The 25110-nt window shown below is 72.4% G+C and carries 25 protein-coding genes; 10 read left to right on the top strand and 15 right to left on the bottom strand.

What is annotated here, in order from left to right:
* Positions 1-258: 258 nt before the first annotated feature.
* A complete protein-coding gene (locus tag ACFYZY_RS29235) occupies positions 259-921 on the bottom strand; it encodes a DNA-3-methyladenine glycosylase (RefSeq protein WP_388700116.1) in 663 nt (220 codons plus the stop codon).
* Between the two features lie 87 nt (positions 922-1008).
* Between ACFYZY_RS29235 and ACFYZY_RS29230 the strand changes: the two genes are divergently transcribed.
* The 3 genes from ACFYZY_RS29230 to ACFYZY_RS29220 all read left to right on the top strand — a co-directional run bounded on the left by ACFYZY_RS29230 (position 1009) and on the right by ACFYZY_RS29220 (position 3059).
* Positions 1009-1791: a sporulation protein gene (locus ACFYZY_RS29230; RefSeq protein ID WP_388700114.1), complete on the top strand. Its 783-nt coding sequence runs from the start codon at positions 1009-1011 to the stop codon at positions 1789-1791.
* 67 nt (positions 1792-1858) lie between these two features.
* Positions 1859-2398 carry a YbhB/YbcL family Raf kinase inhibitor-like protein gene (locus tag ACFYZY_RS29225; RefSeq protein ID WP_388700113.1) on the top strand — a complete coding sequence of 180 codons (540 nt, stop codon included), beginning with the start codon at positions 1859-1861 and terminating at the stop codon, positions 2396-2398.
* Between the two features lie 154 nt (positions 2399-2552).
* Positions 2553-3059 (top strand): HNH endonuclease, encoded by a 507-nt coding sequence (locus tag ACFYZY_RS29220; protein WP_388700111.1) that lies wholly within the window; start codon positions 2553-2555, stop codon positions 3057-3059.
* A 90-nt stretch (positions 3060-3149) separates the two neighbouring features.
* On the opposite strand, the gene ACFYZY_RS29215 is transcribed toward ACFYZY_RS29220, so the two are convergent.
* From ACFYZY_RS29215 to ACFYZY_RS29200, 4 genes are all read right to left on the bottom strand, one after another.
* Positions 3150-3917 (bottom strand): sulfite exporter TauE/SafE family protein, encoded by a 768-nt coding sequence (locus ACFYZY_RS29215; RefSeq protein ID WP_388700108.1) that lies wholly within the window; start codon positions 3915-3917, stop codon positions 3150-3152.
* Between the two features lie 98 nt (positions 3918-4015).
* On the bottom strand, positions 4016-4954 hold the full coding sequence (locus ACFYZY_RS29210) for an SPFH domain-containing protein (protein WP_388700105.1): 939 nt from the start codon (positions 4952-4954) through the stop codon (positions 4016-4018).
* A gap of 93 nt (positions 4955-5047) precedes the next feature.
* Positions 5048-5479, bottom strand: coding sequence for an NfeD family protein (locus tag ACFYZY_RS29205; RefSeq protein WP_388700102.1), 432 nt, complete (start codon positions 5477-5479; stop codon positions 5048-5050).
* A gap of 100 nt (positions 5480-5579) precedes the next feature.
* Positions 5580-6377 (bottom strand): ABC transporter ATP-binding protein, encoded by a 798-nt coding sequence (locus ACFYZY_RS29200; RefSeq protein ID WP_388700101.1) that lies wholly within the window; start codon positions 6375-6377, stop codon positions 5580-5582.
* 132 nt (positions 6378-6509) lie between these two features.
* Here ACFYZY_RS29200 and ACFYZY_RS29195 point away from each other — a divergent pair, with 132 nt between their 5' ends.
* Complete coding sequence (locus ACFYZY_RS29195; protein WP_388700098.1) at positions 6510-7301, top strand: hypothetical protein; 792 nt, start codon at positions 6510-6512, stop codon at positions 7299-7301.
* Between the two features lie 162 nt (positions 7302-7463).
* Here ACFYZY_RS29195 and ACFYZY_RS29190 read toward each other — a convergent pair whose 3' ends face one another.
* Together ACFYZY_RS29190 and ACFYZY_RS29185 are read right to left on the bottom strand one after the other, a co-directional pair.
* The gene (locus ACFYZY_RS29190) at positions 7464-8108 is read right to left on the bottom strand and encodes a response regulator (RefSeq protein WP_388700095.1); all 645 of its coding nucleotides are present in this window, start codon (positions 8106-8108) and stop codon (positions 7464-7466) included.
* The gene (locus ACFYZY_RS29185; protein ID WP_388700093.1) at positions 8101-9246 is read right to left on the bottom strand and encodes a GAF domain-containing sensor histidine kinase; all 1146 of its coding nucleotides are present in this window, start codon (positions 9244-9246) and stop codon (positions 8101-8103) included. The genes ACFYZY_RS29190 and ACFYZY_RS29185 overlap by 8 nt, the downstream gene beginning before the upstream one ends.
* A 462-nt stretch (positions 9247-9708) precedes the next feature.
* Between ACFYZY_RS29185 and ACFYZY_RS29180 the strand changes: the two genes are divergently transcribed.
* Positions 9709-10482, top strand: coding sequence for a transglycosylase SLT domain-containing protein (locus tag ACFYZY_RS29180; protein ID WP_388700091.1), 774 nt, complete (start codon positions 9709-9711; stop codon positions 10480-10482).
* Positions 10483-10561: 79 nt separating this feature from the next.
* Here ACFYZY_RS29180 and ACFYZY_RS29175 read toward each other — a convergent pair whose 3' ends face one another.
* Entirely contained in the window at positions 10562-13168 is a 2607-nt protein-coding gene (locus ACFYZY_RS29175; RefSeq protein WP_388700090.1) for an FHA domain-containing protein, read from the bottom strand.
* Between the two features lie 230 nt (positions 13169-13398).
* On the opposite strand from ACFYZY_RS29175, the gene serB reads away from it, so the two are divergent.
* The gene (gene serB, locus ACFYZY_RS29170) at positions 13399-14613 is read left to right on the top strand and encodes a phosphoserine phosphatase SerB (protein ID WP_388700087.1); all 1215 of its coding nucleotides are present in this window, start codon (positions 13399-13401) and stop codon (positions 14611-14613) included.
* Between the two features lie 165 nt (positions 14614-14778).
* Here serB and ACFYZY_RS29165 read toward each other — a convergent pair whose 3' ends face one another.
* The 4 genes from ACFYZY_RS29165 to ACFYZY_RS29150 all read right to left on the bottom strand — a co-directional run bounded on the left by ACFYZY_RS29165 (position 14779) and on the right by ACFYZY_RS29150 (position 17341).
* Entirely contained in the window at positions 14779-15297 is a 519-nt protein-coding gene (locus tag ACFYZY_RS29165) for a SixA phosphatase family protein (protein WP_388700085.1), read from the bottom strand.
* A gap of 35 nt (positions 15298-15332) precedes the next feature.
* The gene (locus ACFYZY_RS29160) at positions 15333-15536 is read right to left on the bottom strand and encodes a hypothetical protein (RefSeq protein ID WP_388700083.1); all 204 of its coding nucleotides are present in this window, start codon (positions 15534-15536) and stop codon (positions 15333-15335) included.
* Between the two features lie 245 nt (positions 15537-15781).
* A complete protein-coding gene (locus tag ACFYZY_RS29155; protein WP_388700081.1) occupies positions 15782-15898 on the bottom strand; it encodes an SGM_5486 family transporter-associated protein in 117 nt (38 codons plus the stop codon).
* A 78-nt stretch (positions 15899-15976) separates the two neighbouring features.
* Positions 15977-17341: a CynX/NimT family MFS transporter gene (locus tag ACFYZY_RS29150; RefSeq protein ID WP_388700079.1), complete on the bottom strand. Its 1365-nt coding sequence runs from the start codon at positions 17339-17341 to the stop codon at positions 15977-15979.
* A 63-nt stretch (positions 17342-17404) separates the two neighbouring features.
* Between ACFYZY_RS29150 and ACFYZY_RS29145 the strand changes: the two genes are divergently transcribed.
* Positions 17405-18148, top strand: coding sequence for a FadR/GntR family transcriptional regulator (locus tag ACFYZY_RS29145; RefSeq protein WP_388700077.1), 744 nt, complete (start codon positions 17405-17407; stop codon positions 18146-18148).
* Here ACFYZY_RS29145 and ACFYZY_RS29140 read toward each other — a convergent pair.
* From ACFYZY_RS29140 to fabG, 3 genes are all read right to left on the bottom strand, one after another.
* Positions 18063-18476: a hypothetical protein gene (locus ACFYZY_RS29140; RefSeq protein WP_388700075.1), complete on the bottom strand. Its 414-nt coding sequence runs from the start codon at positions 18474-18476 to the stop codon at positions 18063-18065. The genes ACFYZY_RS29145 and ACFYZY_RS29140 overlap by 86 nt on opposite strands.
* Before the next feature lie 175 nt (positions 18477-18651).
* Positions 18652-19428, bottom strand: coding sequence for an enoyl-ACP reductase FabI (gene fabI / locus ACFYZY_RS29135; protein WP_388700072.1), 777 nt, complete (start codon positions 19426-19428; stop codon positions 18652-18654).
* A 5-nt stretch (positions 19429-19433) separates the two neighbouring features.
* Positions 19434-20153 (bottom strand): 3-oxoacyl-[acyl-carrier-protein] reductase, encoded by a 720-nt coding sequence (gene fabG, locus ACFYZY_RS29130; RefSeq protein ID WP_388700070.1) that lies wholly within the window; start codon positions 20151-20153, stop codon positions 19434-19436.
* Positions 20154-20639: 486 nt separating this feature from the next.
* Between fabG and ACFYZY_RS29125 the strand changes: the two genes are divergently transcribed.
* The 3 genes from ACFYZY_RS29125 (at position 20640) to tyrS (ending at position 24969) form a co-directional block, all read left to right on the top strand.
* Complete coding sequence (locus ACFYZY_RS29125; RefSeq protein WP_388700067.1) at positions 20640-22163, top strand: TldD/PmbA family protein; 1524 nt, start codon at positions 20640-20642, stop codon at positions 22161-22163.
* A 91-nt stretch (positions 22164-22254) separates the two neighbouring features.
* Entirely contained in the window at positions 22255-23646 is a 1392-nt protein-coding gene (locus ACFYZY_RS29120) for a metallopeptidase TldD-related protein (protein ID WP_388700064.1), read from the top strand.
* A gap of 54 nt (positions 23647-23700) precedes the next feature.
* On the top strand, positions 23701-24969 hold the full coding sequence (gene tyrS / locus ACFYZY_RS29115; RefSeq protein WP_388700061.1) for a tyrosine--tRNA ligase: 1269 nt from the start codon (positions 23701-23703) through the stop codon (positions 24967-24969).
* Positions 24970-25110 lie beyond the last annotated feature (141 nt).

Here is a 25110-nt window from a genome sequence, read left to right as displayed (position 1 = left end):
TTCGGTCTTGCGTTTCCGACTCTATCAGATCTTTCCGATCCGATTTCCCCGGTGCTTTCCGGTCCCATTCGCTTTCGCTCCGGGCCCTTCCGGCGTGTTCACTACGTTAGCCGATTTCTCCGGCGACTCATAATCGAGTCATTCGAAACGAATTTCGGCATACCGAAATACGCCCCCGCCGGGGAGTCGTCTTGAGTAGTGGGTGGCCATCTCGGGGTGCTTGAACAAGCGGACCCGTCTCCAACGGCTCGGACTACATTACGCACCGGGACGGCGCGAGTCAAGGCGCCTCTTGCGGGGCGTGTGGGCGCGGTACGGGCTGACCGTCGGGTCCCCGTCGATCCAGAAGCGCCAGGGGTGGGGAGCGCCGTCGCCCCCGACGCCCGTGCGGGGGCCGGCGAGGACGCGGTCCGGGGTCGGCGGGGTGCCGGTGAGGACGGTGAGCGGGGCATCCGGGCCGGCGCAGGCGTCCTCCCCGTTCAGGGTGAGGGCGATGTCGAGGGCGGTGGCCAGGCGCGCCGGACCCTTGGCCAGCTCGTTGTCGTTGCGGGCCGAGCGGCGGCGGGGGCGGGCCTGCTCGGCGCCGCTCACGATCTCCCCCGCGCGCAGCAGGACCCCGCTCGCGCTGCCCTCGGGACCGCACACCAGGTTGAGGCAGTGCCACATGCCGTAGGTGAAGTAGACGTACACGTGTCCGGGCGGGCCGAACATGACGGCGTTGCGCGCCGTCCGGCCCCGGAAGGCGTGCGAGCCCGGGTCGATCTCCCCGGCGTACGCCTCCACCTCCGTGAGGCGCAGTTCGATCCGTCCCTCCTCCGTGGTGCGGACCAGGGTGCGGCCCAGGAGGTCGGGGGCGACCTCCAGGACGGGGCGGTCGAAGAAGGAGCGCGGGAGCGGCGTACGGTCGGGGCTTTCGTTCATGCCGTCCGAGCGTAACGGGGTGCGGCGGGGAACCGGCTACGGTCGTCGCGCGTATGTAGGGGTCAGGACCGAGAAGGAGTGAAGACCATGGGATTCAAGAAGCTGCTCGCGAGCCTGGGTGCCGGCGGGGCCACGGTGGAGACGGTGCTCACCGAGGAGAACGTGGTCCCCGGTGGGGTCGTCCAGGGCGAGGTGCGCATTCAGGGCGGCAGCGTCGACCAGCGGATCGAGGGGCTCTCCGTCGGGCTCCAGGCGCGGGTGGAGGTCGAGGGCGGCGACCAGGAGCACAAGCAGGACATCGAGTTCGTGAAGGTGCGTCTGGGCGGGGCCTTCGAGGTGAAGGCCGGCGCGGTGCACGTGGTGCCGTTCGGTCTGGACATCCCGTGGGAGACGCCGGTCACCGCCGTCTCCGGTCAGCAGCTGCGCGGCATGCACATCGGTGTGACGACGGAGCTGGAGATCGCGCGCGCCGTGGACTCCGGTGACCTGGACCCGATCAACGTGCACCCGCTGCCGGCGCAGCAGGCGATCCTGGACGCCTTCCTCCAGCTGGGCTTCCGGTTCAAGAGCGCGGACATGGAGCGCGGGCACATTCGGGGGACGCGGCAGAGGCTGCCCTTCTACCAGGAGATCGAGTTCTTCGCGCCGCAGCAGTACCGCGGACTGAACCAGGTCGAGGTCAGCTTCGTCGCCGACGACCGCGAGATGGACGTCGCCCTGGAGATGGACAAGAAGCCGGGCCTCTTCACCGAGGGCAGCGACTCCTTCCGGTCCTTCACGGTGGGACTGCACGACTTCCACACCACCGATTGGGCGGCTTACCTGAACCAGTGGCTCGCCGAGGTCGGCGGCCGTCGCAACTGGCTCTAGGCTCGCGTCCGTAAGGCCGCCGCGGCAGGGCTGCCGGGCGGCGACGGGCGATACGGAGGGTTTCGACGTGTCCGAGGGCAAGAGGGCGCCGCTCCCCCACGACTTCCATCCGCCGGTGGCGGCGTTCACCGTGGTGAGCGACGACGTCGCGCCGGGCGGAGTACTGAAGGACGCGCAGGTGTACGCGGAGGGGAACACCTCCCCGCAGCTGCGGTGGGAGGGGTTCCCGGCGGAGACCAAGAGCTTCGCCGTCACCTGCTTCGACCCGGACGCCCCGACGGGCAGCGGGTTCTGGCACTGGGTGCTGTTCGACATCCCGGCGTCCGTGACGGAGCTGCCGGCCGGTGCCGGGTCGGGTTCGTTCGAGGGGCTGCCGACCGGGGCCGTGCACGCGCGGAACGACTACGGCGCGAAGGAGTTCGGCGGCGCGGCTCCCCCGGCCGGGGACCCGGCGCACCGCTACGTGTTCACGGTGTACGCGGTGGACAGCGAGAAGCTCGGGCCGGACGCCGACGCCTCGCCGGCGGCCGTCGGGTTCAACCTGCGGTTCCACACGCTGGGCCGCGCGCAGTTGATCGGTGAGTACGCCGCTCCCGCGGAGGGCTGATCGTTCGTTTGTTGTTTGCCCGCTTCTGGTCTTGGAGAGATCAGAAGCGGGCACCTTTTGTTTCGCGAGAAATTGCGTTGTCCGACCCGGCCGGCCCGGCCATCGTTGTTCCAAGCCCGCCGGGGAGTGGGCCGGCATACGGGAGGTGGGCAACATGCGGGACACGCTGGTACTCAACGCGAGCTTCGAACCGCTTTCGACGATCACGCTCAACCGTGCGGTGGTGCTCGTGCTGCAGGCCAAGGCCGTCGTCGAGCAGGCCCATCCCGAGCTGCGGGTGCGCGGTGCCGCCGTCGATCTGCCGGTGCCCCGGGTGATCAGACTCTGCCGGTACGTCCGGGTGCCCTTCCGAAGACAGGCGCCGTGGTCGAGGCGGGGGGTCCTGGTCCGGGACCAGCACCGGTGCGCGTACTGCGGGAGGCGGGCGACGACGGTGGACCACGTCGTGCCGAGGGCCCAGGGCGGCAAGGACACCTGGCTGAACACGGTGGCCTCCTGCGCCGAGGACAACCACCGCAAGGCCGACCGGACCCCGGAGCAGGCGGGGATGCCGCTGCTGCACCAGCCGTTCGAGCCGACTCCGGCCGACGCGATGCTGCTCGCGATGCGGGCGAGCGAGCGGTCCTCGCTGCCGGAGTGGCTGGCGGCCTCGGCCGCGTAGACGCGTACCTGCGGATCCGGCCGATGGGCGAGGGGCCCGTCTCCCACCGAGGGGAGACGGGCCCCTCGCCGCGTCCCGTCGTACGCGCCGCTACTTGAGGGTCAACTGGAGGATCGCGACGACGCCGACGGCGATGATCACGCCCCGCAGGACGGTGGGCGACAGTCTGCGGCCGACCTTGGCGCCGAGCTGGCCGCCGATGGTGGAGCCGACCGCGATGAGCAGGACCGCCGTCCAGTCGAACTCGGCGACGAAGAGGAAGAAGACGGCGGCGACGCCGTTGACGAGCGCGCCGAGGATGTTCTTGACGGCGTTGATCCGCTGGATGTCGTCGTGGAGCAGCAGGCCCATGAGGGAGAGGTAGAGCACGCCCTGCGCGGCGCCGAAGTAGCCGCCGTACGCGCTGGCGAGGAAGAGGCCGGTGAGGAGGGTGGGGCCGCCGTCCGGGTGGCCCTCGGTGCCGGTCCGTTCGCGCCGGCGCTTCACGGCCGCCGCGATGCGGGGCTGCACCAGGACCAGGACCAGCGCGAGCCCGATGAGGACGGGGACGATCGCGTCGAAGGCGTCGGACGGGAGGGCGAGGAGCAGGACCGCGCCGAGGAGACCGCCGAGGAGGGCGGCGGCGCCGAGGCGCAGGACGCGCTTCTTCTGGCCCTTGAGCTCCCTGCGGTAGCCGATGGCTCCGCTGACGGAGCCGGGGACGAGGCCGAGGGCGTTGGAGACGTTCGCGGTGATCGGTGGCAGTCCGGTCGCGAGGAGGACCGGGAACGTGATCAGCGTTCCCGATCCCACGATCGTGTTGATGGTGCCGGCGCCGATGCCGGCGGCGAAGACCGCCAGGGCTTCCCAGATGGACAACGCCCTCTCCTTACAGGGTCGGTGAGTCGCCTCCCCGCTCCGGGACCACCGGGGTCGAGGGGCTCGTACCGATCATGCACGAGAGTTACGTGTACGTGTCAGTCGACCGGGGGTTCGTCTCGCCGTTCGGTACCGCCGGACCGGGTGTTGAAGCCGGGGGCGCCGCCGCCGATGTTGCCGAAGGCGCCGGAGAGGCCCTTGAGGGCGTCGCCGATCTCGCTGGGGACGATCCAGAGCTTGTTGGCGTCGCCCTCGGCGATCTTGGGCAGCATCTGGAGGTACTGGTACGAGAGGAGCTTCTGGTCGGGGTCGCCGGCGTGGATGGCCTCGAAGACCGTGCGCACGGCCTGGGCCTCGCCCTCGGCGCGCAGGGCGGCGGCCTTGGCGTCGCCCTCGGCGCGGAGGATCTGCGACTGCTTCTCGCCCTCGGCCGTGAGGATCGCGGACTGGCGGGTTCCCTCGGCGGTGAGGATCGCGGCGCGCTTGTCGCGTTCGGCGCGCATCTGCTTCTCCATCGAGTCCTGGATGGAGGTCGGCGGCTCGATCGCCTTGAGCTCGACGCGGTTGACGCGGATGCCCCACTTGCCGGTGGCCTCGTCCAGGACGCCGCGCAGGGCCGCGTTGATCTCCTCGCGGGAGGTGAGGGTCCGCTCCAGGTCCATGCCGCCGATGATGTTGCGGAGGGTGGTGACGGTGAGCTGCTCGATCGCCTGGATGTAGCTGGCGACCTCGTAGGTCGCGGCCCGGGCGTCGGTGACCTGGTAGTAGATGACCGTGTCGATGTTGACGACCAGGTTGTCCTGGGTGATCACCGGCTGCGGGGGGAACGGGACGACCTGTTCGCGGAGGTCGATCCGGTTGCGGATCGAGTCGATGAACGGGACGACGATGTTCAGTCCCGCGTTGAGCGTGCGCGTGTAGCGGCCGAAGCGCTCCACGATCGCCGCGCTCGCCTGCGGGATGACCTGGATCGTCTTGATCAGGGCGATGAAGACGAGCACCACCAGAATGATCAGGACGATGATGACTGCTGACATCGTGTTCCCCGTGCCCTTCGCTGCCGGTTGACTGCCGGGTTGCTTTCGATGATCGAGTTTCGCAGACGTCGGAACGTCATGGGCGGGGTTCGGTCACATGACCACGGCGGTCGCCCCGTCGATCTCGACCACGTCGACCTGTTCGCCCGGCTCGAAGGTCTGTCCGGCGTCGAGCGCGCGGGCGGACCAGATCTCCCCGGCGAGCTTGATGCGGCCCCCTCCGGCGCCGTCGACCCGTTCCAGGACGACGGCCTGACGCCCCCTCAGGGCGTCGATCCCGCTGGAGAGCCCGGGGGCGTCACCTCGGTGCCGGGCGGCGATCGGGCGCACCACCGCGACGAGCGCCACCGAGACGACGACGAAGACGAGCACCTGGGGAACGATGCCGAAGCCGAGGGCAGCGGTCACCGCCCCCGCGACCGCTCCCACGGAGAACATGCCGAACTCCGGCATGGCGGTGAGGACCAGTGGAATGCCGAGTCCCACCGCGCCGATCAGCCACCAGACCCACGCGTCGAAATCCACAGGGCCATGGTAGGGCGGCGGGTCCTCCCGGGACAGGGCGCGGGGCGGCGGGAAACCCCGGGGCGGGCGCGGTGCTGTGCGGTCACGGCGCCCGGCCGGGTCACTTCAGGGGCAGGCCGTGCGCGGTCCAGCGGTCGCCGACGCGCTCGACCACGAGCGGGAGGCCGAAGCAGAGCGAGAGGTTGCGGGAGGTGAGTTCGGTCTCGACGGGACCGGCGGCGAGCACCTTTCCCTGACGGATCATCAGGACGTGGGTGAAGCCCGGGGCGATCTCCTCGACGTGGTGGGTGACCATGATCATCGAGGGGGCGTACGGGTCGCGGGCGAGGCGGCCGAGGCGGCGGACCAGGTCCTCGCGGCCGCCGAGGTCGAGGCCGGCTGCGGGCTCGTCCAGGAGGAGCAGCTCGGGGTCGGTCATCATCGCGCGGGCGATGAGGGTGCGCTTGCGCTCGCCCTCGGAGAGCGTCCCGAACTTCCGGTCCAGGTAGTCGTTCATGCCGAGGCGGTCGAGGAACGCCTTGGCGCGCGCCTCGTCGACCGGGTCGTAGTCCTCGTTCCAGGTGGCGGTCATGCCGTACGCGGCGGTGAGGACGGTCTGGAGGACGGTCTGGCGCTTGGGGAGCTTCTCGGCCATGGCGATGCCGGCCATGCCGATGCGGGGACGGAGGTCGAAGACGTCGGTGCCGACGCCGCCGAGCCGTTCGCCCAGGACGCGGGCGGTGCCCTTGGTGGGGAAGAGATAGCTGGAGGCGACGTTCAGGAGGGTGGTCTTGCCGGCGCCGTTGGGCCCGAGGATCACCCAGCGCTCGCCCTCCTTGACCGACCAGGAGACCTCGTCCACCAGAGCCCGTCCGTCGCGGACCACGGATACGTCCACCAGCTCCAGTACATCGCTCATGAGCGCGTTGTCTCCCCTTGCGGTCGAGTGTCGTCGCCTTGCGCCGGTGGGCGCGGCGTCCAGGGGAAAACCTACGTTATCGGCGGAGCGGGCCGGTCCCTAGGGCTTCCTTCGGGTCCTTAATCTGGGGGGATGCTTTCGGAACCACGCTCAGGACGCCTGGCCGCCTGGGGCAATGCCCTGCTGGCCGGGGCGGTGTCGCCGGACGAGGCGGCGCTCGCCATTGTCGGGGAGGACGCGGTGCACCGCGTGGAGGGGCTGCCGGGTGAGGCGGGGCCGGTGGGGCTGACGCTGGCGCTCGGCCGGCTGCGGCGGCTGGGGGTGACCGGGTGGCGGGTGGCGCTGCCGGCGCCGGGCCATCCGCTGGGGCTGAGCGGACCGCCGGAGTTCAACGCCCGCGCGCTGGAGGCGGAGGAGGCGGTGGTGGGCTTCGGCGCGCCGTACGGCCTGGTGCCGGAGGTCTCGGAGGCGGGGCCGACCGGTGACGTGCGCGTGGAGGTGGTCTGGCGCTGTCTGGCGGTGCGGGAGGCGCCGCCCGCGGACGTGCCGTCGCTCGGTGAGGCGGAACGGGAGCTCGCGGAGGCGCTGCGGGACGCGACGGCGGTACTGGCCCGGCTCGACGTGGCGGCCTCGGGACCGGTGGCGGACGCGGCGCGGGAGGCGTACCGGGCGCGGACCGAGACGGGGGGCGAGGTCCTGGCGCCGGGCTATCCGCAGCGCGCGGTGCGGGTCCTGGAGCTGGCGCGCCGGATCGGCCTCCTGGTGGACCTGGCGCACGGCCACGGCCACGGGGGCGCGGTCAGCGCTTCGGAGATGGCGGCGCGGGGGGAGGCGCTGCGGCCGGTGGAGCGGGTGGCCCGGCGGGCGCGGGTCGCCGCGTACAACGCGTACGTGGAGGAGAGGGAGCGGGAGCGGGGGTTCTGAGGGCCCGGCGCCGGGCGCGCTCGGCGCGCGGGTACGACCGTCGCACAGGTATGACAGTCGTACGGGCCCGCCTGGCCGGGCGAGGCGGCCGTGGTGCCGGGGACGTGCGCGGGGTGCGGGGTGCGGGCCTCCCCCGGGATCGCCGGAGGGAGGCGGCGCGCGTCAGCGGGTGAGGCCGTGGCGGACCGCCCAGAGGGCCGCCTGGGTCCGGTCCGCGAGGTCGAGCTTCATGAGGATGTTCGAGACGTGGGTCTTGACCGTCTTCTCGGAGAGGACGAGGGCGCGGGCGATCTCGCGGTTGGACCGTCCGTCGGCGATCAGGCCGAGGACCTCGCGCTCGCGTTCCGTGAGGGAGGGGCCCCGCCCCGTACCGCCGGGGGAGTCGTCCTGGGAGAGGAGCGCGCCGGCGACCTCGGACTGGAGGAGGACGTGCCCGGCGTGGACGGAGCGGATGGCGCCGGCCAGGGCGTCGGGGTCGATGTCCTTGTAGACGTATCCGGAGGCGCCGGCGCGGAGGGCGGGGACGACCGTGCGCTGCTCGGTGAAGCTGGTGACGATCAGGACCCTGGCGGGGTTGGCCAGCTCGCGGAGCCGCTTCAGGGCCTCGATCCCGTCCGTGCCGGGCATCCTCACGTCCATGAGGACCACGTCGGGGCGCAGCTCCTCGGCGCGGGCGACCCCCTCGTCGCCGTCGGACGCCTCCCCCACGACCTCTATGTCGTCCTGCACCTCCAGGAAGGTGCGCAGACCGCGCCGGACGACCTGGTGGTCGTCCACCAGCAGGACACGGATCGGCTTCTCAGCCACCGGGGACCTCCATCTCGATCGTGGTGCCCTCGCCCGGGGCCGAGGTCACGGTGAGCCGTCCGCCGACGCCGCCCGCACGGTCCCGCATGGAGACCAGGCCGAGGTGGCGGCCGGCGCTGCGGACCGCCCGCGGGTCGAAGCCCCTGCCGTCGTCGGTGACGGTGAGCCGCGCGCCCTGGCCGCTGCGGGCGAGGGTGACGCCGACCAGGCGGGCGTCCGCGTGCCGCAGGGCGTTGTGCAGGGCCTCCTGCGCGACCCGGAGGACGGCTTCCTCCTGGGCGGCCGGCAGGGCGCGGGTGCCGGAGCTCTCGAAGGTGACCCGGGCGGAGTGGGCGCGGTCCAGGACCTGGATCTGGGTGCGGAGGGTGTGGACGAGGCCGTCCTCGTCCAGGGCGGCGGGGCGCAGCTCGACCACGGCGGCGCGCAGCTCGTCGGCGGCCTCGGCGGCGAGCGCGGCGACCTGCTGGAGCTCGCCCTTGGCGCGGACCGGGTCCCGGTCCACCAGGGCCGCGGCGGCCTGGGCGGTGAGCCGGAGCGAGAAGAGCTTCTGGCTGACGGCGTCGTGCAGCTCGTGGGCCAGGCGGGAGCGCTCCTCGGCGATGGTGAGCTCGCGGCTGCGCTCGTACAGGCGCGCGTTGGTGAGGGCGATGGCGGCGTGCTGGGCGAGGATCGAGAGCAGTTCCTCGTCCTCGGCGGTGAAGCCGCAGCCGCCCTCTTCCCGGGGGCAGCGCTTGTTGGCGAGGAAGAGGGCGCCGAGGATCTCGTCGCCGTCCCGGACGGGCAGGCCGAGGAAGTCGGACATCTCGGGGTGGGCGTCGGGCCATCCCCCGAAGCGGGGGTCCTCGCGGACGTCGGCGAGCCGCTCGGGTTCGGCCTTGTGGAGCATCGAGGCGAGGATGCCGTGCTGGCGGGGCAGCGGGCCGATCGCCCGCCACTGCTCGTCGCTGACGCCGTCGACCACGAACTGGGCGAAACCGCCGTGGTCGTCGGGGACGCCCAGGGCCGCGTACTCGGCGTCGAGCAGCTCACGGGCGGAGGCCACGATCGTCTTGAGGACGTCGCGCACCTCCAGGTGGCGGCTCATCGCCAGGAGGGCGGTGCTCACGGCGGCCAGGCCGGAGCTCGGTCGATGGCTCATGCCCTCACCGTACCGGCGGGGCGTGACGGTCCGTATCCGTCCGGGGGCGAGGCCGGGACGGGACTCCGGTCCTAGGCCGTGTCCGGGAAGCAGCGCCGTCCGCCCGGCGGACGGACCCCGGAGTCGCCCGTCCCCCTCCACCGGGAAGGCGCCTCACCGTATGCGTTGCTCCAGCAACCCGGGGTGAGGTCGGCGCCCCTCGCCTGTGAGGCGGCACATAGGACGCACGTCACTTACGAAGCTCCCTAGTGGTGACCTCAAGGACGGATAAGGACGGAGAAAACGGGTCATCACACCTACCCCGGCAGCCGTACCCGACCCCCTGATCCACTACCCGTCTTCGTACGTCACACCTTTGCCAAGGGATTTTGCCGCCGCTAAGAATTGCATCCGTCGCCGCCCAGTGAGGCGCAGTGCCGCCCCGGCCGAGCGACCCCCTGCGATTCGAAGAGGTAGTCCTGCATGTCTGCGAACACCCCTGATCACAGTCGTCGTGCCCTGAAGAAGACCCACAAGGCCACGATCGCCGGCGTCGCCGCCCTGGGCGCCGCGGCCGTCACGCTCTCCCTGGTCCCCGGCAACGGCTCCACCGAGACCGAGCCCCAGGCCCTCTCCGGCACGCAGCGGGTCGCGTGGTCCTACGACGCCCACAGCCCCCAGGCCAAGGCCCTGGCCGCCAGCCTCAACGAGCAGCAGACCACCATCGGTCTGAAGGCCCAGCAGGAGGCGCGGGCGAAGGCGAACCTCGCCGCGCAGGCGAAGGCCGCCGCCGAGGCCAAGGCCACCAAGGCCCGGGCCGTCGCCAAGGCCCAGGCCACCGCCAGGGCCAAGGCGGCCGCGGCGAAGGCCGCCGCGAAGAAGCGCGCCGCGGCGAAGGCGGCCGCGAGCCGTTCCGCCACCCGCACCCCGGTCTTCGCGAACAACCTCGACGGCTGGATCCGCGAGGCGCTGTTCATCATGGACAAGCACAACATCCCGGGCACCTACTCGGGCATCCACCGCAACATCATGCGGGAGTCCAGCGGCAACCCCCGGGCCATCAACAACTGGGACATCAACGCCATCAACGGCATCCCCTCGAAGGGTCTGCTCCAGGTCATCCAGCCGACCTTCGCGCGGTACCACGTCAAGGGCACCAAGTTCGACCTGTACGACCCGGTCGCCAACATCGTCGCGGCCTGCAACTACGCCGCCCACCGCTACGGCTCGATGGACAACGTCAACAGCGCGTACTGATCGCGTTCGCGCGCCGGTGCGCCGGAGGGCGGCACCCCGTGCGGGGTGCCGCCCTCCGGCGTGCCGGTCCCTCGGTCGCTTACTTGCGCATGACCTCGGGCTCGTGGCGGCGCAGCAGCCGCGCCACGAAGACGCAGCAGACGGCGGCCATCAGGAGCTGGATGCCGAGGTCCATGCCCCACTGGCCGGCCGTGTGCTCCCACAGGGGGTCGGTGTCCGTCGGGTTCTTCGGGTCCCACGGCGGCATGAGGCGCCCCAGGTCGAGGGTGGTGCCCGCGCCGGCGATGCCCCAGCGCGAGGGCATCAGCCAGGCGAACTGCTCCAGGCCGGGCGAGCCGTACACCTGGAACAGGATGCCGGTGAAGACGACCTGGACGATCGCGAACATCACCAGGAGCGGCATGGTCTTCTCCGCGGTCTTCACGAGCGCGGAGATGACCAGGCCGAACATCATCGAGGTGAGGCCCAGGGCGATGACCTGGACGCACAGCTCGACGGCGGGCGGCATGAGGAGGCCCTCCGCGGGCAGCGCCCGGGTGGAGAAGCCGATGCCGCAGATGATCAGGCCCTGGAAGGCCGTGATCAGGCCGAGGACGATGACCTTGGACATCAGGTAGGCCGAGCGGGACAGGCCGGTGGCGCGCTCCCGCTCGTAGATGACCCGCTCCTTGATCAGTTCGCGGACCGAGTTGGCGGCGCCGCTGAAGCACATGCCGACCGCGAGGATCAGCATGATCGTTCCGGCGTCCCCGTTGAAGCGGGACGGCGGCGTCGGCGAGCCGAGGCCGAAGTCCGCCGGGATGACGACCGAGACCGCGCCGAGGACGGCGGGCAGGATCACCATCAGGCCCATGAAGCCCTTGTCGGAGGCGATGACCGAGACGTAGCGGCGGATCAGGGTCCACAGCTGGGATCCCCAGCCCTGCGGCTTCGGCGGGCGGGCCATCGCCTGCTGCGGCACCTGGACGGGCTGGGCGGCGACGGCGTCGATGTCCGCGGCGTACATCTGGTAGTGCTGCGAGCCCTTCCAGCGGCCCGCCCAGTCGTAGTCGCGGTAGTTCTCGAAGGCGGAGAAGACGTCGGCCCACGTGGAGTAGCCGAAGAAGTTCAGCGCCTCCTCCGGCGGCCCGAAGTACGCCACCGAACCGCCGGGCGCCATGACGAGCAGCTTGTCGCACAGGCCCAGCTCGGCCACCGAGTGGGTGACGACGAGAACCGTGCGGCCGTCGTCCGCGAGGCCGCGCAGGAGCTGCATGACGTCGCGGTCCATGCCCGGGTCGAGGCCGGAGGTCGGCTCGTCCAGGAAGATCAGCGAGGGCTTGGTGAGGAGCTCCAGGGCGACGGAGACGCGCTTGCGCTGGCCGCCGGAGAGGGAGGTGACCTTCTTCTCCTTGTGGATGTCCAGCTTGAGCTCGCGCAGCACCTCGTCGATGCGGGCCTCGCGCTCGGCGGTGGCGGTGTCGCCGGGGAAGCGGAGCTTGGCCGCGTAGCGGAGCGCCTTCTGGACGGTCAGCTCCTTGTGCAGGATGTCGTCCTGCGGGACCAGGCCGATGCGCTGGCGCAGCTCGGCGAACTGCTTGTAGAGGCTGCGGTTGTCGTAGAGGACGTCGCCCTCGTTGGCCGGACGGTAGCCGGTCAGCGCCTTGAGGAGCGTGGACTTCCCGGAACCGGACGGGCCGATGACGCCGATCAGCGACTTCTCCGGGACGCCGAAGGTGACGTCCTTGAGGATCTGCTTGCCGCCGTCGACGGTGACCGTGAGGTGACGGGCCGAGAAGGAGACCGACCCGGTGTCGACGAACTCTTCCAGCTGGCCGCCGACGATCCGGAAGGTCGAGTGGCCGACGCCGACGATGTCCTGCGGGCCCAGGAGGGCGGTGCCGCCCTTGGGGATCGGCTGGCCGTTGACGTACGTGCCGTTGTGCGAGCCGAGGTCGCGGATCTCGAAGCGGCCGTCGGGCGTCGCGTGGAACTCGGCGTGGTGCCGCGAGACCTGGAGGTCGGAGACGACCAGCTCGTTCTCCAGGGCACGGCCGATGCGCATGACGTGGCCGAGGGCCAGCTGGTGGAACGTGGTGGGGCTGCGGTCGGCGTAGGCCGACGACGCCCCCGCGGCGGCGCCGGGGTGACCGTTTCCGGGACCCTGCTGCTGGTGCGGGACCTGCGGGTTCACGGGCTGCGGCGCCGGCTGGTGCTGCTGGTACGGCTGCGCCGGCTGGTGCTGCTGCGGCGGCTGGTACTGCGGCTGTGCCTGCCGGTGCGCGGCCCACTCGGCCTGCTCCGCGGCCGGGTGGCCGGGGACGGGCTGGGCCACCGGCGGCTGGTGGTGCTCCGGGGGCCGGTGGGCCTGGTGACCCGCCTGGCCCGCCTGCGCGCCCCGGGCTCCGGCGGTGAGGTCCAGCCGGGGACCGTCGGTCGCGTTGCCCAGGTGGACGGCCGAGCCGGGGCCGATCTCCAGGTGGTGGATCCGCTGCCCCCGGACGAACGTGCCGTTGGTGGAGCCGTGGTCCTCGATGACCCAGCTCCGGCCGTCCCAGCTGATCGTGGCGTGACGCCACGAGACCCTGGCGTCGTCGATGACCAGGTCGCCCTGGGGATCACGCCCCAGGGTGTACGACCTGGACGGGTCGAGGGTCCAGGTCCTTCCATTCAATTCCAGTACGAGTTCTGGCACTCCACGCCCCACTACTTGTCCCCCGGTGTACCCCCGTCGCAGGGAGTCTGGGGATGGTGAACATCCGGGGGAACTATTTCAGGCCCGGTCCCCTCTCCGAAAGTCGGGCCGCGTGAACACGGGGCGGGAACCGCCCGCGACCGCCGCGGCCGGCCGGCCCGGAGGACCCGCGGCCGTCCGGCTGTCCGGTACGCGGGACGGGGGGCCGGGCGGCGGACGGCGCCCGATACGGTGGAAGCACCATGAGCGCATCGCAGACCTCAGACGTTCCCACCCTTCTCGTCAAGATCTTCGGGAAGGACCGTCCCGGGATCACCGCGGGACTCTTCGACACCCTCGCCGCCTACTCCGTCGACGTCGTGGACATCGAGCAGGTGGTCTCCCGCGGCCGCCTCGTCCTGTGCGCGCTCGTCACCGAGCCGACCGTCGTGCCGCAGGGCGAGCTCCGGGCCACCGTGCACAGCTGGGCCGAGTCGATGAAGCTCCAGGCCGAGATCATCTCGGGCACGGGCGACAACCGTCCCCGGGGCGAGGGCCGCTCCCACGTCACCGTGCTCGGCAACCCGCTCACCGCCGAGCAGACCGCTGCCATAACGGCCAGGATCGCGGAGACCGGCGGCAACATCGACCGCGTCTTCCGCCTCGCGAAGTACCCGGTGACGGCGGTCGAGTTCGCCGTCTCGGGATGCGGTACCGAGGCGCTGCGGACCGCGCTCGCCACCGAGGCGCACACCATCGGGGTCGACGTGGCCGTGGTCTCCGCCGGGCTGCACCGGCGGGCCCAGCGGCTCGTCGTCATGGACGTCGACTCCACCCTGATCCAGGACGAGGTGATCGAGCTCTTCGCGGCGCACGCGGGCTGCGAGGACAAGGTCGCCGAGGTGACGGAGGCCGCGATGCGCGGCGAGCTGGACTTCGAGCAGTCCCTGCACGCGCGGGTGGCGCTGCTCGCCGGTCTCGACGCCTCGGTGGTGGACAAGGTCCGCGCCGAGGTGCGGCTGACGCCGGGGGCCCGCACCCTGATCCGTACGCTCAAGCGGCTCGGCTACCAGGTGGGGGTCGTCTCCGGCGGGTTCACGCAGGTCACCGACGACCTGAAGGAGCGGCTCGGTCTCGACTTCGCCTCCGCCAACACCCTGGAGATCGTGGACGGCAGGCTCACCGGCCGGGTGACCGGTGAGGTCGTGGACCGGGCGGGCAAGGCGCGGCTGCTGCGCCGGTTCGCCGCGGAGGCGGGAGTGCCGCTGGCGCAGACCGTGGCCGTCGGCGACGGGGCGAACGACCTGGACATGCTGAACGCGGCCGGGCTCGGGGTGGCGTTCAACGCCAAGCCGGTGGTCCGCAGGGCGGCCGACACGGCGGTGAACGTGCCGTTCCTGGACACCGTCCTCTACCTGCTCGGGATCACGCGCGAAGAGGTCGAGGCGGCGGACGGCGGCGAGGACCTGCTGCACTGAGCCGCACCGGCGCGGGCCGTACGGACCCGGTCGCGCGGCCGGGCCGGGTGGCCGGGTCCGTACGCCGTACGGTCCGGCGATGAGGGTCCGGCCGTCCCGGGACGGCCGGACCCCGTGCGTGCGGGGCGGGGCGGGGATCCGCCGGTCGTGCGGGGGCGGGCCCCGTCAGTCGTGCGGGGTCCAGAACTCGACGAGACGGCCCACGCCGTGCTCCACCGACTTCCAGGAGCCGTCGAAGGCGATGACGGCGAAGGCGGAGGTGGGGAAGCCGCTGCGGTTCATCCGGGCCGCGGTGTCGCCCTCGGCCGTGCCCGCCAGGGCGTCGGCGAGGGCGTGCATGCCGGGGTTGTGGCCGATGACCAGGAGGTCGGAGACGTCTTCCGGGACGTCGTTGAGCAGGGCGATGAGCTCGCCGAGCGACGCCTCGTACAGCCGGTCCTCGTACACGGTCCTGGGGCGCTCCGGCAGTTCCTGCACGGCGAGCTTCCAGGTCTCCCGGGTTCTGACGGCGGTCGAGCAGAGGGCCAGGTCGAAACCGATGCCGGACTCGGCGAGTTTGCGGCCCGCGACGGGGGCGTCCGAGCGGCCTCGTTCGGCGAGGGGCCGCTCGTGGTCGGACACCTGGGGCCAGTCTGCCTTCGCGTGCCGGAGCAGCACGATCCTGCGGGGTGTGTCGACGCTCATGGTCCACAGCTTCGCACGAAAAGGGGCGCGTCGGCTCAGAGGAAGAGCGTGTGCCGGATGCTCTCCAGGAGCCGGCCGACCGTCGCGTCGCTCGCGGTCGCGCCGGTCCCTCCCGGTCCGGTCACGAGCAGCAGCAGGGCGACGAACGCCGCCGCCGGAAGGGCCAGGGCCCACCAGGGCAGGCGGGTGTCGATGCCGGCCGTCGTGGTCCGGGTGCCGCTGCGCGTACGGGTCGGCATGGCCGCCTCCAGGGGTGTGATCTCGCTTCCGCCGTGATCTCCACGGTACGGAGCGCGGGGGCCGCGGCCCATCCGGTGATCCACCCACTCGACCCTGACACCCGCCCCCTAGGGGATACGGGGGCTGTCCCCCTCCGGGGGCCGGACCGGGGCCGTTCCCCGTCCTGGTCCTGTCCCGGTTCCGGCCCGGCGCCGGGCCGGTGCGGGAGGCCGGACCCGCCCGGCGCGCGACGCCGGGGGTCACGTCACGGGGAGGCGACCGACGCGATGACGGCGATGACGACCGTGATGGCGAGCATCGCGCCGAGGACGACGAGCAGCTTCTTCTGCCCGTTCTGGGGATCGGGTTCGAGGACTGGCATGGGAACAGTCTCGCACTCCGGTGTCCGCCCCGGCGGCCCGGCCCCGCCCGGCGGGCGCTCCCCGCCGACCGGACCCGTTCAGCACTCGTCCTCGACCGTCCGGTCCCTGCCCGCCAGGGTGCCGACGATCATCTGCGGCACCATCAGTCCGCCCACGAGGGCGATGGGCAGTCCCCAGCCGCCGCTGTGCTGGTAGAGCACGCCGACCAGGAGGGGACCGGGGATGGAGATGAGGTAGCCGACGCTCTGGGCGAAGGCCGAGAGGCGGGCGACACCGGCGCCGGTGCGCGAGCGCATGCCGATCATGGTGAGGGCGAGCGGGAAGGCGCAGTTGGAGACGCCGAGCAGCAGCGCCCAGGCCCAGGCCCCGGCGGCCGGGGCGAGCAGGAGGCCGGTGTAGCCGCCGAGGCCGCACAGGCCGAGGACGACGACGATCGGCCCCTGGTTCCTCATGCGGGTCGCGAGCCGGGGGATGACGAAGGCCAGCGGGACGCCCATCACCATGGTGACGGCGAGGAGCACGCCGGCGGTGGAGGCGGGGACGCCCGCGTCACGGAAGATCTGCGGCATCCAGCCCATGGTGACGTAGGCGCCGGTGGCCTGGAGGCCGAAGAAGACGCCGAGGGCCCAGGCGGTACGGCTGCGGGCGACGCGCGGCGGGGCGGCGGTCTCCGGGGAGGCGGCCGGGGCGGCCGTTCCGGCGGGAGCGCCGGTCCCGGTCGCGGTCCCCTCCCCCGTACGGCGGGCGCGGCCGTCGCGCACGAGCGGAAGCCAGGACAGGACGGCGAGCGCGGCGAGCGCCGCCCAGATTCCGAGTCCGAGGCGCCAGTCGCCGCCGAGGGCGTCGGTCAGCGGGACGGTCGCGGCCGCGGCGACGGAGGTGCCGAGGGCGAGCGCCATGGAGTAGAGGCCGGTCATGGTGCCGACGCGGTCGGGGAAGTACCGCTTGACGACGACGGGCATCAGGACGTTGCTGACGGCGATGCCCACGAGCGCGAGGGCGCTGGCGGCGAGGAAGGCCGCGGTGCCGCCGGCGAGGGGCCGGAGGAGGAGGCCGGCGAAGATCGCGGCCATGCCCGCGCAGACGACGGTGGCGGGGCCGAAGCGGCGGGCGAGGCGCGGGGCGGTGATGCCGAAGACCGCGAAGCAGAGGGACGGCACGGAGGTGAGGACGCCGGCGACGCTGCCGCTCATGTGGAGGCCGTCGCCGACCTCTTCGAGGAGGGCACCGAGGCTGGTGATGGCGGGGCGCAGGTTGACCGCGGCCAGGACGAGCCCGACGGCGACCAGGCCGAGGAGCCGGCGGTGCGCCCGGTCCTCCGCGCCGGTGGCGCGGTCCGCGGCGGGAGGGTCGCCGACGGCCTTCCGGGCGGTCGTGGTGGCCGCCGGGGCCGTGGTGGCCGTTCGCGCGGCGGGGTCGAGGGACTGGGGCTCGTCAGGCATGACTCCATCATAGAATCATGGGATGATTGGTTGTCCAATCTCGAACGAACGGGAAGGTGTCCCATGGCCCTCGGCCATCCCCGGCGCACGGGTCTCTCCGACCAGGTGATCACCGAGCTGCGCAACCAGATCACCTCCGGCGAATGGCCGGTGGGATCGCGCATCCCGACCGAACCCGAACTGGTCGAGCAACTGGGCGTGGCCCGCAACACCGTGCGCGAGGCGGTCCGCGCGCTCGCGCACAACGGCCTGCTCGACATCCGGCAGGGCTCCGGGACCTACGTCGCCGCCACCAGCGAGCTGGCGGGCGTCATGCACCGGCGCTTCACGGGCTCCGACCCCCGGCACGTCGCCGAACTGCGCTCGACCCTGGAGGCCGCGGCGGCGCGGTTCGCGGCGGAGCGGCGCTCGGAGCGGGACCTGGGGCAGCTCGAAGCCCTGCTCGCACGGCGCGAGGAGGCGTGGGAGTCGGGGGACGCGGAGCGGTTCGTGACCGTGGACGCGGCCTTCCACCAGGCGGTCGTCTCCGCCGCGGGCAACGAGGTCCTGACGGAGCTCTACGCGGACCTGGGCAGCCTGCTGCGGCAGTGGCTGCGGGACGACGTGGGGCGGGAGCTGCGGCCGGAGAACCACATGGACCACGCGCGCCTGGTGGAGGCGATCCGGGACGGCGACGCCGAGCGCGCCGGCGCGGAGGCGGCCCGCTACCCCTTCCTCTGCCTCAGGAGCCCGGCACGGGACCGGGAGCCGGGGCGGGGCCCCGGGGCGGCCCCGGAGCCGGAGCCGGGTCCGCCGGCTGGTGCGTGATCCAGGCGGACCGGACCTCCTTCCAGCAGCGGCCGGCGATCCGGGCGTAGTCGGCGGGGGCGACGTCCACGGGGGCGCTGTCGGTGTCCACGTCCCACCAGCGCGCGCACTCGACGTGGAGGCGGACCCGGTCGGTCCGCGGGTACGGGTTCTGGCAGTGGGCGGTGACGCGGGAGCCCTCGACGTCGGTGCGGCAGGAGGCGCCGAAGTCCTCCGGTTCCTCCGCCGCGACGGCCGGGACGGTCGCCGCGCGCACTTCGGCGACGGCTCCGGTCAGCAGGACGGCGACCGAGACGAACGCCCCGATTCCGTGGCGCACCACGTGCATGTCCGTACCTCCTCCCCGCCAGCGGCAGACCTTCACGCTCCGCACCAGTCTGGGGCCGTTCGGGCCACTTTTCGAGTCGAGCGGTCCGGGGGCCCGGGAGGCGGGACGCGGAAAGGGCCGTGCGGGCCGCCCCCCTCGGGGCGGCGCGCACGGCCCTCGGCCGTACGGGCGGGCGTCAGGCGCCGATCGCGTGCAGGCCGCCGTCGACGTGGATGATCTCGCCCGTCGTCTTCGGGAACCAGTCGGAGAGCAGCGCCACGATGCCGCGGCCGGCCGGCTCCGGGTCGGTGAGGTCCCACGCCAGCGGGGAGCGGTCGTCCCAGACGGCGGCGAGGTCGCCGAAGCCCGGGATGGACTTGGCGGCCATCGATCCGAGCGGGCCCGCCGAGATCAGGTTGCAGCGGATGTCCTGCTTGCCCAGGTCACGCGCCATGTAGCGGCTGGTGGCCTCCAGGGCGGCCTTGGCCGGGCCCATCCAGTCGTACTGCGGCCAGGCGTACTGCGCGTCGAAGGTGAGGCCGACGACGGAGCCGCCCCCGCTCATCAGCGGCAGCAGCGCCATCGTCAGGGACTTCAGGGAGAAGGCCGAGACGTGCATGGCGGTGGCGACGGACTCGAACGGCGTGTTGAGGAAGTTGCCGCCGAGCGCGTCCTGCGGGGCGAAGCCGATCGAGTGCACGACGCCGTCGAGGCGGTCGCCGAGGTGCTCGCGGACCTGCCCCTCCAGGCGCGCGAGGTGCTCGTCGTTGGAGACGTCGAGCTCCAGGACCTTGACGTCCCCGGGCCGCGGGAGCTTCTTGGCGATGCGCTCGGTGAGCGTGGGCCGGGGCCAGGCGGTGAGGATGATCTCCGCGCCCTGCTCCTGGGCCAGCTTCGCGGCGTGGAAGGCGATGGAGGACTCCATCAGCACACCGGTGATGAGGATGCGCTTGCCCTCGAGAATTCCACTCATGGTGATCAGTGACCCATGCCCAATCCGCCGTCAACCGGGATGACGGCTCCAGTGATGTACGCGGCGTCGTCGGAGGCGAGGAACCTCACCGCGGCGGCGATCTCCTCGGGCTGCGCGTAACGGCCCAGCGGGACCTGGGACACGATGCCCGCGCGCTGCTCGTCGGTGAGCACCGAGGTCATGTCGGTGTCGACGAAGCCGGGGGCGACGACGTTGAAGGTGATGTTGCGGGAGCCCAGCTCACGCGCGAGCGAGCGGGCGAAACCGACCAGACCGGCCTTGGAGGCGGCGTAGTTGGCCTGCCCCGCGGAGCCGAGCAGTCCGACGACCGAGGAGATGAGGACGACGCGGCCCTTCTTGGCGCGCAGCATTCCCCGGTTGGCCCGCTTGACGACCCGGAAGGTGCCGGTGAGGTTGGTGTCGACGACGGAGGTGAAGTCCTCCTCGGACATGCGCATGAGGAGCTGGTCCTTCGTCACGCCGGCGTTGGCCACGAGGACCTCCACCGGGCCGTGCTTCTCCTCGATCTCCTTGTACGCCCGCTCCACCTGCTCGCCGTCGGTGATGTCGCACTTCACGGCCAGGCAGCCGAGCCCGGCCAGGGCGGCCGGCGGCTCGCCGGAACGGTAGGTGTACGCGACCCTGTCGCCGGCCTCGGCGAACGCGCGGGCGATGGCGAGGCCGATGCCCCGGTTTCCTCCGGTGACGAGAACCGAGCGGCTCAACGGATCACCCTTTCGATAGCGGTCTGGTAGCCGAAAACCTATCGGTACCGCTCCCGACATGAGGAATCGACCTCCGACAGTGGCGTACGGGCCGCGCTGTCGGGTCCCTACAGACCGGGAGCGCCGGGGGCGGCCGTCCCGCGGGTCCGGTCCGGCCCCCGGGAGGCGCGGGACGGCCCGTGCGCTCCGGCCGGGGTCCGGTGGCCGGGGCACCGGCGGGGGCGCGTCCGGGGTGCGGGCGGACCGGCGCGGGAGCACCGGCGGGCCGCCCCGGGGGAACCGGCGCGTCTTGTACCGCTCCTCCAACGCTCCCCCGGCGCCCTTCCGGCGTCCTCCCCGCCCCCTTCCAACGCCCTTCGCCGGGAGCCCCGTTGGGTGGGACCCGCCGGGCTCCCGTCCGGAACGCGGCGCCCGGGCCGCCCCTCCCGTGATTGACTTCCCGGGCAGTTCCATGCCGTCTTCCGATCACCGAGAGCGAGGCCGCTCGTGGTCCATCAGATCGACCCTTCGTTCACCGCGCTGCCCCTGCGGGCGCTCGCCGACGCGGCGCTCGCCCGGGCGCGCGCGCTGGGCGCCGAGCACGCGGACTTCCGTCTGGAGCGGGTGCGCAGCGCCTCCTGGCGGCTGCGCGACGCCAGGCCGTCCGGGTCCTCGGACACCACGGACCTCGGCTACGCGGTGCGGGTGGTGCACGGCGGGGCCTGGGGGTTCGCCTCCGGGGTGGACATGACCATGGACGGGGCCGCGCGGGTCGCCTCGCAGGCGGTCGCCATGGCCAGGCTGTCGGCGAAGGTGATCGCGGCGGCCGGCTCGAAGGAGCGCGTGGAGCTGGCGGCGGAGCCGGTGCACGAGGACAAGGTGTGGATCTCCTCGTACGAGATCGACCCCTTCTCCGTGCCCGCCGAGGAGAAGAGCGCGCTGCTCGCCGACTGGAGCGCGCGCCTGCTGCGCGCGGAGGGCGTGGCGCACGTGGACGCCTCGCTGCTCACCGTCCACGAGAACAAGTTCTACGCGGACACGGCCGGCACCGTGACCACCCAGCAGCGCGTGCGGCTGCATCCGCAGTTCACGGCGGTGGCCGTGGACGGGGGGACCGGCGGGTTCGACTCGATGCGGACGATCGCGCCGCCGGCCGGGCGCGGCTGGGAGTACCTGACCGGCACGGGCTGGGACTGGGACGGGGAGCTGGAGGAGATCCCGGAGCTGCTCGCCGAGAAGATGCGGGCGCCGAGCGTGGAGGCGGGCCGGTACGACCTGGTCGTGGACCCGTCCAACCTGTGGCTGACCATCCACGAGTCGATCGGGCACGCCACCGAGCTGGACCGGGCCCTCGGCTACGAGGCGGCGTACGCGGGCACCTCCTTCGCCACCTTCGACCAGCTGGGAAAGCTGGCGTACGGCTCCTCGGTCATGAACGTGACGGGCGACCGGACCGCCGAGCACGGGCTCGCGACCGTCGGCTACGACGACGAGGGCGTCGAGGCGCAGTCCTGGGACCTCGTGCGGAACGGCACGCTCGTCGGCTACCAGACGGACCGGCGGATCGCGAAGCTCACCGGCCTCGGCCGGTCGAACGGCTGCGCCTTCGCGGACTCCCCCGCGCACGTGCCGGTGCAGCGGATGGCGAACGTCTCGCTGCGCCCCGACCCGGGCGGTCTGTCGACGGAGGACCTGATCGGGGGCGTGGAGCGGGGCGTCTACGTGGTCGGCGACCGGTCCTGGTCGATCGACATGCAGCGGTACAACTTCCAGTTCACCGGCCAGCGCTTCTTCCGCATCGAGAACGGACGGCTCGCCGGCCAGCTCCGGGACGTCGCGTACCAGGCGACGACCACCGACTTCTGGGGCTCGATGGAGCAGGTCGGCGGCCCGCAGACGTACGTCCTGGGCGGTGCCTTCAACTGCGGCAAGGCCCAGCCGGGCCAGGTCGCCGCCGTCTCGCACGGCTGCCCCTCCGCCCTCTTCCGGGGCGTCAACATCCTGAACACGACGCAGGAGGCCGGACGGTGATCGCGACCATGGCGTACGGGGCCCCCTGCTGGGGGTCCGGGGGCCGCCCCCCGGGCAAGCACAGTCTGAACACCACGCAGGAGGCCGGACGATGAGCCGCGTCAGCAAGCCGTACGAGATCGTCGAGCGGGCCCTGGAGCTGTCCCGTGCCGACGGATGTGTCGTCATCGCGGACGAGGAGTCCTCGGCCAACCTGCGCTGGGCCGGGAACGCGCTCACCACGAACGGCGTGACCCGGGGCCGCACGCTCACGGTGATCGCGACCGTCGACGGGGCGCGGGGCACCGCCTCCGGCGTGGTGTCCCGGTCCGCCGTGACCGTGGACGACCTGGAGCCCCTGGTCCGGGCCGCCGAGGAGGCCGCCCGTTCCGCCGGGCCCGCCGAGGACGCGCGGCCGCTGGTGGAGGGCGTGCCCGCCTCCCCCGGCTTCACGGACGCCCCGGACGAGACCTCCTCCGCCGTCTTCGGGGACTTCGCGCCCGCGCTCGGCGAGGCGTTCGCCCGGGCCCGGTCCGGCGGCCGGGAGCTGTACGGCTTCGCCCACCACGAGCTGACCTCCACCTACCTGGGCACGTCGACGGGGCTGCGGCTCCGCCACGACCAGCCGAACGGGACCCTGGAGCTGAACGCCAAGTCCCCCGACCTCTCGCGCTCCGCCTGGGCCGGGCGCGCGACGCGGGACTTCAAGGACGTGGACCCGGCGGCGCTCGACGCCGACCTGGCGGTCCGGCTCGGCTGGGCGGAGCGGCGGATCGAGCTGCCCGCCGGGCGGTACGAGACGCTGCTGCCGCCGACCGCCGTGGCCGACCTGCTGATCTACCAGCAGTGGAACGCGGCGGCCCGGGACGCGGTGGAGGGCCGGACGGTCTTCTCCAGGCCCGGCGGCGGCACCCGGCTCGGCGAGACCCTCTCGCCGCTGCCGCTGACGCTGCGCAGCGACCCGGACGAGCCGGGCCTGGAGTCCGCGCCGTTCGTGATCGCGCACTCCTCCGGCGACGACTCGTCCGTCTTCGACAACGGCCTGCCGCTGACGCCGGTCGACTGGATCCGGGACGGGAAGCTGGAGCGGCTGGTCACCACCCGGCACTCGGCGGGGCTCACCCGGTTGCCCGTGGCCCCCGGGGCGGGGAACCTGATCCTGGACGGCGGCGGGGAACGTTCCCTGGAGGAGATGGTGGCCTCCACCGGGCGCGGTCTGCTGCTGACCTGCCTCTGGTACATCCGCGAGGTCGATCCGGCGACGCTGCTGCTCACCGGGCTGACCCGGGACGGCGTCTACCTCGTCGAGGACGGCGAGGTGGTCGGCGAGGTGAACAACTTCCGGTTCAACGAGTCGCCGGTGGACCTGCTGTCGCGGGCCTCGGAGGCGGGCCGTACGGAGAAGACGCTGCCGCGCGAGTGGAGCGACTGGTTCACCCGGGCCGCGATGCCCGCCCTGCGGGTGCCGGACTTCCACATGAGCTCGGTCAGCAAGGGGGTCTGACCCGCCTAGACTGAGCCACGGCACCACCCCATTCGACCAAGGAGACGGACGATCGTGACGGACATCGTCGACGAGCTGAAGTGGCGCGGGCTCTTCGCCCAGTCAACCGACGAGGACGCACTGCGCAAGGCTCTCGCGGACGGTCCCGTCACGTTCTATTGCGGTTTCGACCCGACCGCGGCCAGCCTCCACGTGGGGCACCTGGTCCAGGTCCTCACCGTCCGCCGGCTCCAGCGGGCCGGGCACCGGCCGCTGGCGCTCGTCGGCGGGGCCACCGGGCAGATCGGTGACCCGCGTCCGACGGCGGAGCGCACCCTGAACGACCCCGAGACGGTCGCGAACTGGGTGAACCGGCTGCGGACCCAGATCGAGCCGTTCCTCTCCTTCGAGGGGGAGAACGCCGCGGTCATGGTGAACAACCTGGACTGGACGGCCGGGCTCTCCGCGATCGAGTTCCTGCGGGACATCGGCAAGCACTTCCGGGTCAACAAGATGCTGACCAAGGACTCCGTGGCCCGGCGTCTGGAGTCCGAGCAGGGCATCAGCTACACCGAGTTCAGCTACCAGCTCCTCCAGGGCATGGACTTCCTGGAGCTGTACCGCCGCTACGGCTGCACGCTCCAGCAGGGCGGCTCGGACCAGTGGGGCAACCTGGTGGCCGGGCTGGACCTGATCCACCGCCTGGAGCCGGGGGCCGAGGTCCACGCGCTCGCGACCCCGCTGATGGTCAAGGCGGACGGCACCAAGTTCGGCAAGACCGAGGGCGGGGCCGTCTGGCTGGACCCGGAGATGACCACGCCGTACGCGTTCTACCAGTTCTGGCTGAACGTGGACGACCGGGACATCTCGACGTACATGCGCATCCTGTCCTTCAAGTCCCGCGAGGAGCTGGAGGAGCTGGAGGCGCAGACCGCCGAGCGGCCGCAGGCGCGGGCCGCGCAGCGGGCGCTCGCGGAGGAGCTGACCACCCTGGTGCACGGTGCCGAGCAGTGCGCGGCCGTCGTCGCCGCCTCCAGGGCGCTGTTCGGCCAGGGCGACCTGGCGGAGCTGGACCCGGCCACCCTCGCCGCGGCCCTGTCCGAGCTGCCGCACGCGCGCGTGCCGGAGCTGGGCCCGGTGGTGGACCTGTTCGCGGAGGTCGGCCTGGTGGCGAGCAAGTCGGCGGCGCGCCGGACGGTGAAGGAGGGCGGGGCGTACGTGAACAACGCGAAGGTCACCGCCGAGGACGCCGAGGTGTCGGCGGACGACCTGCTGCACGGCCGCTGGCTGGTGCTGCGGCGCGGGAAGAAGAACCTGGCGGCCGTCGAGTACACGGGCGCCTGACGGGCCCGGCGGGCCCGCGCGGAAACCGGGAGGCCCGGTACGGCACCTCAGGTGCCGGTTCCGGGGTCCCCGGTGTTGGCCGGGGGCGCCGGGGCGCCGCGCGGGGGGCCCCCGCGGCGGCCCCCCCGGGGGGCCCCCCCC

Source organism: Streptomyces sp. NPDC001744 (genome assembly GCF_042892575.1).
Taxonomy (GTDB): domain Bacteria; phylum Actinomycetota; class Actinomycetes; order Streptomycetales; family Streptomycetaceae; genus Streptomyces.
Note: the sequence above shows the minus strand (reverse complement) of the source record. Positions and strands in the feature narration are given on the sequence as shown.

Excerpts from the sequence above, each read along its gene's own strand:
- ACFYZY_RS29235 (WP_388700116.1), bottom strand. The coding sequence starts at position 921 with ATGAACGAAAGCCCCGACCGTACGCCGCTCCCGCGCTCCTTCTTCGAC.
- ACFYZY_RS29230 (WP_388700114.1), top strand. The coding sequence starts at position 1,009 with ATGGGATTCAAGAAGCTGCTCGCGAGCCTGGGTGCCGGCGGGGCCACG.
- ACFYZY_RS29220 (WP_388700111.1), top strand. The coding sequence starts at position 2,553 with ATGCGGGACACGCTGGTACTCAACGCGAGCTTCGAACCGCTTTCGACG.
- ACFYZY_RS29210 (WP_388700105.1), bottom strand. The coding sequence starts at position 4,954 with ATGTCAGCAGTCATCATCGTCCTGATCATTCTGGTGGTGCTCGTCTTC.
- ACFYZY_RS29200 (WP_388700101.1), bottom strand. The coding sequence starts at position 6,377 with ATGAGCGATGTACTGGAGCTGGTGGACGTATCCGTGGTCCGCGACGGA.
- ACFYZY_RS29195 (WP_388700098.1), top strand. The coding sequence starts at position 6,510 with ATGCTTTCGGAACCACGCTCAGGACGCCTGGCCGCCTGGGGCAATGCC.
- ACFYZY_RS29185 (WP_388700093.1), bottom strand. The coding sequence starts at position 9,246 with ATGAGCCATCGACCGAGCTCCGGCCTGGCCGCCGTGAGCACCGCCCTC.
- ACFYZY_RS29180 (WP_388700091.1), top strand. The coding sequence starts at position 9,709 with ATGTCTGCGAACACCCCTGATCACAGTCGTCGTGCCCTGAAGAAGACC.
- serB (WP_388700087.1), top strand. The coding sequence starts at position 13,399 with ATGAGCGCATCGCAGACCTCAGACGTTCCCACCCTTCTCGTCAAGATC.
- ACFYZY_RS29165 (WP_388700085.1), bottom strand. The coding sequence starts at position 15,297 with ATGAGCGTCGACACACCCCGCAGGATCGTGCTGCTCCGGCACGCGAAG.
- ACFYZY_RS29160 (WP_388700083.1), bottom strand. The coding sequence starts at position 15,536 with ATGCCGACCCGTACGCGCAGCGGCACCCGGACCACGACGGCCGGCATC.
- ACFYZY_RS29155 (WP_388700081.1), bottom strand. The coding sequence starts at position 15,898 with ATGCCAGTCCTCGAACCCGATCCCCAGAACGGGCAGAAGAAGCTGCTC.
- ACFYZY_RS29150 (WP_388700079.1), bottom strand. The coding sequence starts at position 17,341 with ATGCCTGACGAGCCCCAGTCCCTCGACCCCGCCGCGCGAACGGCCACC.
- ACFYZY_RS29145 (WP_388700077.1), top strand. The coding sequence starts at position 17,405 with ATGGCCCTCGGCCATCCCCGGCGCACGGGTCTCTCCGACCAGGTGATC.
- ACFYZY_RS29140 (WP_388700075.1), bottom strand. The coding sequence starts at position 18,476 with ATGCACGTGGTGCGCCACGGAATCGGGGCGTTCGTCTCGGTCGCCGTC.
- fabI (WP_388700072.1), bottom strand. The coding sequence starts at position 19,428 with ATGAGTGGAATTCTCGAGGGCAAGCGCATCCTCATCACCGGTGTGCTG.
- ACFYZY_RS29120 (WP_388700064.1), top strand. The coding sequence starts at position 22,255 with ATGAGCCGCGTCAGCAAGCCGTACGAGATCGTCGAGCGGGCCCTGGAG.